The following is a 12,011-nucleotide window of genomic DNA, read 5'->3' on the forward strand; positions in this document are numbered from 1 at the left end:
CTGTGGGCGAAAACATGTTTGAACGCTTCCGGACGTTTCTTGAGGGCCTGACCGGCCCGACGACGCGGATCGAGAGGGGTGATCCGCGCGTGGCGGTCATCGCGCTCTGCATTCAGGTGATGGAGGCGGACGGCAAGATCCTCGCCTCCGAGCAGCGCAAGATGCGCGCCATCATCAAGCAGCACTATGAACTCGACGATGCAGCACTCGACGCGCTGGTCGAGGCCGGCAAGTCCGCCGAAAGCGAGGCGATCGACTTCTATCAGTTCACCGCCGAAGTGAAACGCCACCTCTCCGAGGAGCAGCGCATCGAATTGATCGGCATGCTCTGGGAGGTCGTCTACGCCGATGGCGAGCGCAGCGAGATGGAAGATCACGTGATCTGGCGGATCGCCGATCTTCTCGGCGTCTCCGGGCGGGACCGGGTTTTGAAGCGACGGGAGGTCGCGGCCAGGATCGATGCGGCGGAAGAAGGCGAACCGCAACAGGAAAGCTGAAATGCCGATAGCCGCCGAGACCGACAGGAAGCCCATCCTCATCGTCCTGCACCAGGAGCGATCGAGCGCCGGCCGTGTTGGCCAGATCCTCGCGCAGAAGGGTTTTTCCCTCGACATCCGTCGTCCGGCGCTTGGCGACGAGCTGCCACCGACGCTCGAGCACCACGGCGGCACGATCATCTTCGGCGGGCCGATGAGCGCCAATGACGAGGAGGATTTCGTCCGCCGCGAGATCGACTGGCTATCGGTGCCGCTCAAGGAAAACAAGCCCTATCTCGGCATCTGCCTGGGCGCGCAGATGCTGGCGCGCAACCTTGGCGGCAAGGTCGCGCCGCATCATGAAGGCATGACGGAAATCGGCTGGTACCCGCTGGTCGCCACCGACGCCGGGCGGGCACTGATGGACTGGCCTGACATGGTCTATCACTTCCATCGCGAGGGGTTCGATCTGCCTGCAGGTGCCGAGTTGCTGGCAACCGGCGAAACCTATCCGAACCAGGCCTTCCGCTATGGCGAAAACGCCTGGGGCATCCAGTTCCATGGCGAGCTGACACGCGCGATGATGCATCGATGGGTGGTGCACGGCGCGCACCGCTTCGAACTGCCCGGCGCCCAGATGGGCAAGGCCCATCTCGACGGGCGCATGCAGCACGATGCGCCGTTGCGCACCTGGATGGAAAATTTCCTCGATCTCATTTTCGTGCAGGCGGGCTCCAGGCAGGCGGCCTGACGCCAAGCTTTGCAGCTCGAACCCGCGCATTTCCTGGAAAGGCTCTAACGATGATGCTCCGGCACGTCGAGCGTGTCGATCTTGCGCAACTGCGGGAAGCCGAGCGCCCAGAGCGCTGACACCAGCAACGTGCCTGCGCCGCCGAAAGCGACGGCAAAGATTGCGCCAAAGCCGGATGCCATCATGCCGGCCCGGAACTCGCCGAGCTCGTTGGAGGCGCCGACGAACACCATGTTGACGGCATTGACGCGGCCGCGCAGCTCGTCCGGCGTCCACAGCGTGATCAGGATCTCGCGTACATAGACCGAAATCATGTCGGCAGCGCCCATGACCACCAGTGCAGCGATCGATATCCATGGCGTTGCCGACAGGCCGAAGACGACGGTGCCGAGGCCGAAGAGCGCGACGCCGGTGAACATGTAAAAGCCGGCGCGGTGGCGAATGGGGTGGGCGGCAAGCCACACCGCCATGCCGACGGCGCCAACGCCGGGGGCGGCGCGCAGCAAGCCTAGGCCCCATGGGCCAAGATCAAGGATATCGCGGGCAAAGACCGGCATCAGCGCGACAGCGCCGCCGAGCAGCACCGCGAACAGATCGAGCGAGATCGCACCGAGCACCACCTTCTCCGCCTTGATATAGCGGAAACCGGCTGTGATCGTTTCCCAGCTCTGCACCGGTGCCTTGGAGCGCGCCGCCGGCTTGGGGATGGCAAACACCATCAGCGCCGCGGCGGCGAAGAAGCAGACGCCGACGGCATAGGGCGCAACGGAGCCGAAGCCATAGATCAGGCCGCCTGCAACCGGACCGACGATCATCGCCGTCTGCCACGAGGTCGAATTCCAGGCGATCGCATTGGGTAGATCTTCGGGCGGGACGAGATTGGGTGCCAGCGACTGCGAGGCGGGGGCGAGAAACGCCCGCTCGATGCCGAAGACGACCAGGATCGCATAAACAGGCCAGGGCGAGAAAAGCCCCGTGACCGTCAACGTGAGCAGCGCCACGGCACACAGCGTGCTGACGGCCATGCAGATGCCCATGATCATGCGCCGGTTATAGCGATCGGCAACTGACCCCGTGACCAGAATCAGCACCAGCGACGGCAGGAACTGGAAGAGCCCGATAAGCCCGAGGTCGAACGGATCGCGCGTCAGGTCGTAGATCTGCCAACCGACCGCGACTGAAATGATCTGAATGGCAAAGTAGGCAAGGAAGCGCGAGAAGAAATAGCGGCGATAACCGACATGCCGGAAGGCGGCAAAACGGTGGGTGGTATGAACGGCAGACATAGGGGAAACGCTCCTCGATGGTACCGATCTTTGTCCGATCCGCATTAAACATGATCGCGCACGGTAAATCGGCGTACTTGCTCGTTTAGGTCTCAATGTCTACATGTCTGTCAATAACGATTTGGAGACCGGCATGATTGCTGTCATCGGCACCTTGAACTTTATTATCAACATCGCGTGGTTTCTGATCATCGCGTCAGCCATCTTTTCGTGGCTCTATGCGTTCAACGTCATCAACGTGAACAACCAGGCGATCAACATGATCGGCCGCTCGCTCTACCAGCTGACCGAGCCGCTCTATCGTCCGATCCGCCGGGTCCTGCCCAATATGGGCGGCGTCGACCTTTCGCCGCTGGTCGTGCTGGTGATCCTCTATTTCATCCAGCTTTTCCTGAACACGACGATCGCGCCGGCGCTCCTGCGCTGATCCATTGACGCAGCAAGCGTTCACCGCCCACGGAGATCACGTGCGCGTCACCGTTCGACTGACACCGAACGGCGGACGCGACGGGATCGATGGGGTGGAGAGCGGCGCCGACGGGCAGGACCATCTCAAGGTCCGCGTGCGCGCCATTCCGGAAAAGGGCAAGGCCAACCAGGCCCTGATCGCCGTCCTCGCCAAAGAGATCGGCGTCGCCAAGAACCGCATTTCCTTCATCTCAGGCGAAACGCAGCGCAAAAAAATCCTCCGGATCGACGCCGACCCGGAGGATGTTTTGAAACGGCTTGCCGAACTGGTCGGCAAATAGCCAGATGCTTACTTCTTTTCGCCCTTGGCGCGCTCGACCGCTTCCTTGATCAGCTGCTTGGCGACGGAGGCATCCTTCCAGCCGAAAATCTTGACCCACTTGCCGGGCTCCAGATCTTTGTAGTGCTCGAAGAAGTGCTCGATCTGCTTGAGCGTGATTTCCGGCAGGTCGGTGTATTCATGCACCTTGTCGTAGCGCTGCGTCAGGTGACCCGACGGAACCGCGATGATCTTTTCGTCCTGGCCGGAATTGTCTTCCATCATCATCACGCCGATCGGGCGGACGTTGATGACGCAGCCCGGAACGAGCGGACGGGTGTTGCAGATCAGAACGTCGATCGGATCGCCATCATCGGAAAGCGTGTGCGGCACGAAGCCGTAGTTCCCCGGATAGGTCATCGGCGTGTAGAGGAAACGGTCGACGACGAGCGTGCCGGCTTCCTTGTCCATCTCGTACTTGATCGGATGGCCGCCAACAGGAACTTCAACGATGACGTTGACATCTTCCGGTGGATTCTTTCCGATGGAAATCGCATCGATACGCATGGAATACTCCCAGGGTCGGTTGAGAAATTTGCCCGTCGGATAAAGGGAAACATGCCGCGATGCAACATAACTTTCGTCCGGAGTGCAGATTCACCTTGCCAACCCGCCGTGACCTGAAGTTGATTGCATCAGAGGATTTCTCGTAAGGAGGGATTTTGGATGACCGCAAAGGCCGCATGTTTCCTTGCTGCAGCACTTGCCGCCACGCCGGTTCTGGCCAACGACAGCGTCTATTCGGATGTCAGCCGCGACAAGTGCACTATTGTGGAGGAAGTCGAAGGCATCTTCATGTCGATGACCTGTCCTGGCCCTGACGGCTACCCCGCCCACTTCAAGGAATCCAATATCCGGCAAAGCTTCTTCTTCGGGCATCTGAATGCGCGATACCTGAAGGAAGGTTTCGAAACCTTCGGCCCCTTCAACCACGCCGGCACGATGGTGGAGTGGCGCCTGAACAAGGACAAGGTGCCGGTATCGGCCATCCTGCGCTGGGTGATCGAGAACGGCGATCCGAAAACCGGCGAAGGCAACTCGGCCTATGACGGCCAGGTCCTGGTGATCTCAAAGGTTGCGCAGAAGGAAGACGGGATCGGCTGCGTCGCCGGCTATGTCGATGCACTCGCCAATCCGGATCCGAACACGCTCGCCCGCAAGATCGCCGACGACATTGCCCCGGGGTTCCGGTGCGGTATCGACGAAGCAGCCTACCATGGCAAGCGCGGTGAGAAGGCGAGCGGGTCGCGTCACCAATTGCCTACCGCGCCGCGCGTCAAATAGGAGGCGCAAAGGACGCTGTAGCGCTTTAAATTTGCTGCATAATTTTGTCCTTAAATCGGATCCGATTTAAGGAATTATGCAGGAGGTGACATCGAGGTCAGACGCAAGCAGGCGTCAGTTCCAGGCAAAGCCGATCTTCTTGAGGTGCTTGTCGCCGAAATCTTCCATGCCCTCGGCGATATCGCTGCCGCCAGCCCCCTGGAAGAACTGATAGGCGTTATCGCTGTCTTCGAGGCACCAGACGACCAGTCCCCTGCAGCCGAGCGACCGCAGCAGGCTCTTGGCTTCGCCGAAGAGAACCCGTCCAAGGCCGATGCCCTGATATTCCGGCCGCAGGTAGATCTCGTAGATTTCGCCTTCCTGCGGCAGCGCCTTGGCGCGGCTGAGGCCGAGGGTCGCATAGCCGGCAATCGTTCCGGCCACGTCGACGACCAGCAAGGTCGCCGGACCCCGCGTCGCCTTGCGCCACCAGACCTCGTCTCGACGATTGACCATCTGGACCAGGGGGCGGTGCGGAATGATGCCGCCATAGGCTTGTAGCCACGAAACGCGATGCACGTCGGCAATCGCCGACGCCTCTTGCGGTTCTCCAGGCCTGACCTCGATCGAAACAGTCTTCATGACTCACGACTCTAAACGCACACAGGGCGAACAGGAATCCCACCCGGGGGCCGCGTCGCGTTAACCCACAGGCAACTTTAACGGCATCCCATGGAAGGTTAACGCCTTTTTAACTTTATCCGCAAGCCGCCCCCCGCTGGCACACACAGCAAAAAACCCCGGATTGCTCCGGGGTTTCGCTAATCGCTCGCTTTTGTCGGTGGGCGCTTAAGCGGCGCCAGCCGTACGCGACTTCTCGAAGCGCTTACGGTCGTTCGAGTCGAGGTACATCTTGCGCAGACGGATCGACTTCGGCGTGACTTCGACCAGCTCGTCGTCCTGGATCCAGGACAGCGCGCGCTCGAGCGTCATGCGGATCGGCGGCGTCAGCTTGACGGCTTCGTCCTTGCCGGATGCACGCATGTTGGTGAGCTTCTTGCCCTTCAACACGTTGACTTCGAGGTCGTTGTCGCGCGTGTGGATGCCGATGATCATGCCGGCATAGACCTTCTCGCCGGCTTCGATGATCATCGGGCCGCGGTCTTCCAGGTTGAACATGGCGTAGGCGACCGATTCGCCGGCGTCGTTGGAGAGCAGCACGCCGTTGACGCGGCCGCCGATCTCACCCTTGTACTGCTGGTAGGCGTGGAACAGACGGTTCATGACCGCTGTGCCGCGCGTATCCGTCAGCAGTTCCGACTGGTAGCCGATCAGGCCACGGGTCGGTGCGAAGAACACCAGCCGGACGCGATTGCCGCCGGACGGACGAAGCTCGACCATCTCGGCCTTGCGTTCGGACATCTTCTGAACGACGACGCCGGAATGCTCTTCGTCGACGTCGATGACCACTTCTTCGATCGGCTCGAGCAGCTGGCCGTTCTCATCCTTGTGCATGACGACGCGCGGACGCGAGACGGCGAGTTCGAAACCTTCGCGGCGCATGGTTTCGATCAGAACCGCGAGCTGCAATTCGCCACGACCGGAGACGAAGAACGAATCCTTCTCGGAGGATTCCTCGATCTTCAGCGCGACGTTGCCTTCGGCTTCCTTGAACAGACGGTCGCGGATGACGCGGCTCGTCACCTTGTCGCCTTCGGTGCCGGCAAGCGGGCTGTCGTTGACGATGAAGGACATGGTGACGGTTGGCGGGTCGATCGGCTGTGCGGTCAGCGCTTCGGAGACCGACGGGTCGCAGAAGGTGTCGGCGACGGTGCCCTTGGTCAGGCCGGCGATCGCGACGATGTCGCCTGCATGGGCTTCTTCGATCGGCTGACGCTCGATGCCGCGGAATGCGAGGATCTTCGAGATACGGCCGTTTTCAAGCAGCTTGCCGTCCTGGCCGAGAACCTTGACCGGCTGGTTCGGCTTCAGCGAACCCGAATGGATGCGGCCGGTGATGATACGGCCGAGGAAGGGGTTTGCTTCCAGGATCGTGCCGATCATGCGGAACGGGCCCTCGCCGACCGTCGGCTCGGGAACGTGCTTGAGCACGAGGTCGAGAAGCGGTGCCATGCCCTGGTCCTTCGGGCCTTCAGGCGCGACGTTCATCCAGCCTTCACGACCCGAACCGTAGAGGATCGGGAAGTCGAGCTGCTCGTCGGTGGCGTCGAGGTTCGCAAAGAGGTCGAAGACTTCGTTGATGACTTCTTCGTGGCGTCCATCAGGACGGTCGATCTTGTTGATCGCGACGATCGGCTTCAGGCCGACCTTCAGCGCCTTGCCGACGACGAACTTCGTCTGCGGCATCGGGCCTTCGGAGGCGTCGACGAGAACGATGGCGCCGTCCACCATCGACAGGATGCGTTCGACTTCACCGCCGAAGTCGGCGTGGCCGGGGGTGTCGACGATGTTGATGCGCACACCCTTCCACTCGACCGACGTCGCCTTGGCAAGAATGGTGATGCCGCGCTCTTTTTCGATGTCGTTGGAGTCCATGACGCGTTCGGCAACGCGCTGGTTTTCGCGGAACGAGCCCGACTGCTTCAGAAGCTCGTCGACAAGGGTCGTTTTCCCATGGTCGACGTGCGCGATAATCGCGATGTTACGAATGCTCATTTTTCGTCTCGGAAGGTTTAGGGCACGCCCCAATGGGCCACGCCGCTTTTTCAATGGTCGGGCTCATACAGGTTTTTTTGCGATTGCGAAAGGGGGGCGCGCGCAAGAGCCCGGCTCCGAAGTCCCGACAGGCCATGGGTTTGCAACCGGAAAGGGTCGCGCCAACCGGGTTTGGAAAGGGTTCAACCAAAGCCAAAACGCTCATGCGACGGCGGCCGGGTCGAGCGTCACGCGCCACAATTCCTGGTCCTGCCGATCCATCAGCCGCACGGTCATCTGCTTGGTCTGGCCGTTGATATCGACGATGCCGAAGAACTGCAGCCCGGCTGATGGAGGCAGGTTGCTGTCCACACCTCCACCGGACGCCTTGATGAAGCGCACGTCCGGGCCGAACGTCATGTCCAGCTCCTTCGGACCATAGGTACCGGAATGCAAGGGACCGGAAACGAACTCCCAGAATGGCAGGAAATCCTTGAAGGCCGCCCGCGACGGATCGTAGTGATGCGCGGCCGTATAATGCACATCCGCCGTCAGCCACACGAGGTTGTCGATGGCATTGTCCCTGATGAAGCGGAGCAGCTCGGCAAACTCGGTTTCGCGACCCGTCGGTGGACCATTGTCGCCATTGGCGATTGCATCGGAACCACGCCGGTTGGCATAATCGTCCCAGACGACGAGACCAACAGGCATATCGCAGGCGATCACCTTCCAGACGGCGCGCGACGCGGCAAGCTCCCGCTTCAGCCAGTCCGCCTGGCGCCAGCCGAACAGGCCACCATCACCCTCCCCCTGGTTGGGGCCGCGATAGGACCGAAGGTCGACGAAGAAGACATCGAGCAGCGGACCGTAGGCAATCTTGCGGAAGATGCGGCCGGGCTGCGTCGGCGGCGTGCGGACCGGCGTCATCTCGTTAAAAGCGCGCCCCGCGCGCGCGGCGTAGACCGCAACGTCCTTTTCCGGATAGCGCGGATCGTCGCTGAGGTCTGTCGAGGCCGACCAGTTGTTCAGGACCTCGTGATCGTCCCACTGATAGAAGGTCGGGCAGACGGCGTTGAGTTCACGCACATGGTTGTCGAGCAGATTATACTTCCACTGGCCGCGATATTCCTCGAGCGTGCGCGCCACATCGCGCTTCTCATGCGTCACCACCCGGTTCTTCCAGATGCCGCCGTCGCGCAAGGCTATCTCGTCGGGAATGGGATTGTCGGCGTAGATCGTGTCGCCGGAATGGATGAAGAAGTCCGGCTCGTGCAGGCGCATGGTCGAATAGGTCTTCATGCCGACATCGTCGATGCCCCAACCCTGGCCGGCCGTGTCGCCGGACCAGACGAAGCGGACCGAGCGCTTGCGCAACGGCGCGGTGCGAAACCGCCCGACGACCGGCTCGGACACCCGGTTGATGTCGTAAAGATCGGTCGCGGTGAACCGATAGAAGATGTCCTGGTCCGGAAGCAGATCCTCCAGCGCGCATTTGACCGCACAATCCGTCTGCGGTGTTGCGGTGAGTTCGGCGAGACGAACCGGATTGGAAAAGCTTTCGGTCGTCGAATAGTCGAGCGTCACCCGCGACGGCCTGTCGACCCGCGTCCACACCATGCCGGAACTCGTGTCGACATCGCCCGACTGCACCCCGTGGATGAATTCCGGACGGCCGTAGCCGCGGGCATAGAACGGTGTTGCAAGACCGGAGGACGCAACGAGGCCGGCAGCACCGGCAGACAGAAGGAAGGAACGGCGGGACAGCGTGGTGAGGATTTCGGCCAAACAAGCCTCCGGTTCGAGCCCTGCGAAAGCGGATTTCGCGTGCCGGACCTTTAGCTGTTCGTATGTCAGCGACTTAACAGTGGCGTGAAACTATTTGAACGGTTTCGCGACAATTCGGTGAATACAGGGCCTTCGAAGGTGGCTCGTCTTCGACGGCGACTGGGCCGGGCCGAAGGCAGTCGGACGTTTCTCGACCTGGGCGATCCGCCAGGGATCGAAGGCTGCCGGCTTCGAGACCATCGAACGCGCCTCGCACCAATCGATCGCCGCCGCACAGCGCAAATCTGCAAACCTGCGAAACTGCCTGCGCACTTTCGTCTATCGTCGGTTCATTCTCTGCGCGCATAAACCCTGCTGAATATCCACTTGCATGGAGGCGGTGCGGCGGGTGCAACCTCATGGCATTTGCCGCAAGCCCTGCTATGAAGAATCTCGTCCGCGGCCGCGGCCCCCCTTGCTGCGCTACGGACGAAACGCTTCAGCTCGCCGCCCGGCGACGTCAGATATCGGCAGGTTCCTTATCGTGTCCCATTCGAACACTCCCGTGCGTGATCACCTCGAACAGATCCTGAGCCGGCTCGATGCCCGTCGGGAGAACGAGAAGACCTATGTCAAGCTCTATGCCGACAGCGCCCGCATCGAGGCCGATGCCGCCGACCGCCGCCTTCAGGCCGGCGCCACGCTCGGACCGCTCGACGGCAAGATCGTTTCGATCAAGGATCTTTTCGACGTTGCCGGAGAACCGACGCTCGCCGGCTCGATCATCAAGCGCACGGCAGCCGTGCCGCAACAGGACGCCGTCGTGGTCAGGAGATTGCGCGCCGCCGGCGCCGTGATCGTCGGCAAGACCCATATGACCGAATTCGCCTTCACCGCGGTCGGCCTCAATCCCCATTATCCGGTTCCCGGCAACGCGACCGATGAAAGCCTGATCCCCGGCGGCTCGTCCTCGGGCGCGGCCGTGTCGGCGGCGGAAGGCACCTGCGATATCGCCATCGGCTCCGACACCGGCGGTTCCGTGCGCATCCCGGCGGCGCTGAACGGCCTCGTCGGTTTCAAACCGACCGCCAGCCGCGTGTCCCTCGACGGCGCCTTCCCGCTTGCCCCGAGTCTCGATTCTATCGGGCCGCTCGCCCACACGGTCAGCGACTGCGCAGCTGTCGATGCCGTCATGGCCGGCGAGCCGGTAACAGCGCTTGTTCCCCAGCCGATTGCCGGCCTGCGGATCGGCGTGCCACGCGGCCAGCTCCTGGCCGCGCTCTCAACCGAAATAGCCACACACTTTACGGCATGTCTCGACCGCCTCACTGCTGCGGGCGCCGACCTTGTCGATTGCGGTATCGACGACCTTATCGACCGGTTGAAGAAGGCGACCGCAATCGGCTCGATCGCCGGCCTCGAGGCGAGCCGTCTGCATGCCGACTGGCTTTCGGATCACGACGCACCGGTCGACATCAGGGTTTCATCGACGCTTCGACGTCGTTTGCTGACGCCGCAGGCAGCACTAGATGCGCTGTTGGAAACGAGAGCAGGCCTAGCAAGTGCCATGGACGATCGGCTCTCCGCCTACGATCTCATCGTCTTGCCGACGACGCCGATCGCCGCAGTGCCGATCGCCTCCGTGGAGGCGAATGAGGCAGAATATGATCGCGTCGAGGGCTTGCTCTTGCGCAACTGCCAGGTCGCAAACCAGTTCGATCTCACGGCCATAACCTTGCCGATGCCGGGGCCGACCCGCCCGGCTGGCCTGATGTTGGTGGGCAGGAACGGAACGGACGGGACGCTGCTGGCGGTAGCGGCCTCGGTCGAGGCGCTGTTACGGGAAAGGTGATGCGTCCGGTTCGACCCGAACCAAACCCCGGCACATAATCAGTTGAGGGCGCTCACGCGAGGGCGCCCGTATCGTATATATGAAGCCTGGCCAGCGAACCGAACGGCTTTGCAGTTGGCGGCCAGTTGCAAAGCCCACGCCTGTGCTTGCATAGCGAACTGGGCCTCGCCGTCTCGCCTCAGTGCATCGTTTCGCCGGAAACCTCGTCGCGAAGGATGCGGAACGCATCCTCGAGTGCTGCGACCAGCACATTGGTTAGCTCTTCGCCGTCATTGTTCGTGAGGTAGAGGGCAACGGCCGAATCCTGCGGATCGGTATAATGCTCGATATCGCTTGACATATCATCGTCCTTTGTTCGCCGTGTCACATCCCGGCTCTTGGCGCGATGGTATAAAGCCCGACTTGTGCAAAGCTTGACGGGCAGAGCTTTGCATGACGCTCTGGTCGCGGCTTGGCATCGGGCTCGGCCTCTCGAAACAAGTGGCCCGATATACGCGGCTTGGCGGCATCGCCTTTTTACTCGCCCTCGCCCGCGCGGCGCGCTAGAGGACGCAGGAGATGAACGTCGGAACTGAAAATGTCGAAAAAGCCGAAGCGCGATAACGCCCATTATGAGCAGCGGTTGAAGGCCGAGTTCCCGGACATCCACAGTGATGTGCTCACCGGCAGGATCTCCTCGCTTCGCAAGGCTCTCGTCATCGCCGGCCTGAAGCCGCAGCGGACCCGCCTTGAGAAACTCAAGAATTCGTGGGCAAAGGCCACCCCTGGCGAGCGCGACGGCTTCCTGACCTGGCTGGCGATATCAGGCGTGTTGCCTGTTGCCACTCCAGTTCCGCCCACGGCCGCCGTGCCTTCTCCCATACCCGCAGGTGCCCCCATCGCCAGCGGACGTTACCTGCTTCCCTCCACGATCACCCGGATCAAGGCGATCATGGCAAAGCAACGCCTGAAGCCCGACGACGTCATGCACGAGATGGGTTTTTTGTCCGATGGACAGTCCCTTGCCCGAGCGCTTGCCAAGAACGCAAGCCTGAGGCTCGCGGTGATTGCCGGGCTGGAGGCGTGGCTGCGCACGCATGAAGAGTGACATCGTCATCGCAGCGGTATCCCTGGACTACAGCGCCGCGCGTCTTTATTACACGCGCAAATGTCGCTGTAGCACTCTGAATTACTGCAT

13 protein-coding genes are annotated in these 12,011 nt (G+C 61.6%); 7 read left to right on the forward strand and 6 right to left on the reverse strand.

What is annotated here, in order from left to right:
• The first annotated feature begins 14 nt into the window (after positions 1-14).
• Positions 15-497, forward strand: a complete 483-nt coding sequence (locus tag ASD52_RS31140; RefSeq protein ID WP_025425104.1) for a TerB family tellurite resistance protein — start codon at positions 15-17, stop codon at positions 495-497.
• A 1-nt stretch (position 498) separates the two neighbouring features.
• Positions 499-1,227 (forward strand): glutamine amidotransferase, encoded by a 729-nt coding sequence (locus ASD52_RS31145; RefSeq protein ID WP_025425105.1) that lies wholly within the window; start codon positions 499-501, stop codon positions 1,225-1,227.
• A 44-nt stretch (positions 1,228-1,271) separates the two neighbouring features.
• Here the strand turns inward: ASD52_RS31145 and ASD52_RS31150 are convergent, their stop codons facing one another.
• Positions 1,272-2,513 (reverse strand): MFS transporter, encoded by a 1,242-nt coding sequence (locus ASD52_RS31150; protein ID WP_057226444.1) that lies wholly within the window; start codon positions 2,511-2,513, stop codon positions 1,272-1,274.
• Positions 2,514-2,646: 133 nt separating this feature from the next.
• Between ASD52_RS31150 and ASD52_RS31155 the strand changes: the two genes are divergently transcribed.
• Both ASD52_RS31155 and ASD52_RS31160 read left to right on the forward strand, forming a co-directional pair.
• Positions 2,647-2,940: a YggT family protein gene (locus tag ASD52_RS31155; protein WP_025425107.1), complete on the forward strand. Its 294-nt coding sequence runs from the start codon at positions 2,647-2,649 to the stop codon at positions 2,938-2,940.
• 4 nt (positions 2,941-2,944) lie between these two features.
• Entirely contained in the window at positions 2,945-3,262 is a 318-nt protein-coding gene (locus ASD52_RS31160; RefSeq protein ID WP_025425108.1) for a DUF167 domain-containing protein, read from the forward strand.
• A gap of 8 nt (positions 3,263-3,270) precedes the next feature.
• Here ASD52_RS31160 and ppa read toward each other — a convergent pair whose 3' ends face one another.
• Complete coding sequence (ppa, locus tag ASD52_RS31165; RefSeq protein ID WP_025425109.1) at positions 3,271-3,807, reverse strand: inorganic diphosphatase; 537 nt, start codon at positions 3,805-3,807, stop codon at positions 3,271-3,273.
• 159 nt (positions 3,808-3,966) lie between these two features.
• Between ppa and ASD52_RS31170 the strand changes: the two genes are divergently transcribed.
• Positions 3,967-4,584, forward strand: coding sequence for a hypothetical protein (locus ASD52_RS31170; RefSeq protein WP_057226446.1), 618 nt, complete (start codon positions 3,967-3,969; stop codon positions 4,582-4,584).
• A gap of 114 nt (positions 4,585-4,698) precedes the next feature.
• On the opposite strand, the gene ASD52_RS31175 is transcribed toward ASD52_RS31170, so the two are convergent.
• From ASD52_RS31175 to ASD52_RS31185, 3 genes are all read right to left on the reverse strand, one after another.
• Entirely contained in the window at positions 4,699-5,205 is a 507-nt protein-coding gene (locus ASD52_RS31175) for a GNAT family N-acetyltransferase (protein ID WP_025425111.1), read from the reverse strand.
• A 207-nt stretch (positions 5,206-5,412) separates the two neighbouring features.
• A complete protein-coding gene (gene typA, locus ASD52_RS31180) occupies positions 5,413-7,239 on the reverse strand; it encodes a translational GTPase TypA (protein WP_025425112.1) in 1,827 nt (608 codons plus the stop codon).
• Positions 7,240-7,440: 201 nt separating this feature from the next.
• Positions 7,441-9,003: an alkaline phosphatase gene (locus ASD52_RS31185; RefSeq protein WP_025425113.1), complete on the reverse strand. Its 1,563-nt coding sequence runs from the start codon at positions 9,001-9,003 to the stop codon at positions 7,441-7,443.
• Positions 9,004-9,526: 523 nt separating this feature from the next.
• Here ASD52_RS31185 and ASD52_RS31195 point away from each other — a divergent pair.
• Positions 9,527-10,834 carry an amidase gene (locus ASD52_RS31195; RefSeq protein WP_025425115.1) on the forward strand — a complete coding sequence of 436 codons (1,308 nt, stop codon included), beginning with the start codon at positions 9,527-9,529 and terminating at the stop codon, positions 10,832-10,834.
• Between the two features lie 178 nt (positions 10,835-11,012).
• Here ASD52_RS31195 and ASD52_RS39500 read toward each other — a convergent pair whose 3' ends face one another.
• Positions 11,013-11,174, reverse strand: coding sequence for a hypothetical protein (locus ASD52_RS39500; RefSeq protein ID WP_164474930.1), 162 nt, complete (start codon positions 11,172-11,174; stop codon positions 11,013-11,015).
• A 237-nt stretch (positions 11,175-11,411) separates the two neighbouring features.
• On the opposite strand from ASD52_RS39500, the gene ASD52_RS31200 reads away from it, so the two are divergent.
• Positions 11,412-11,921 (forward strand): hypothetical protein, encoded by a 510-nt coding sequence (locus ASD52_RS31200; protein WP_025425116.1) that lies wholly within the window; start codon positions 11,412-11,414, stop codon positions 11,919-11,921.
• The last annotated feature ends 90 nt before the right edge of the window (positions 11,922-12,011 follow it).

Source organism: Ensifer sp. Root142, from assembly GCF_001426785.1.
Lineage (GTDB): Bacteria > Pseudomonadota > Alphaproteobacteria > Rhizobiales > Rhizobiaceae > Ensifer > Ensifer canadensis.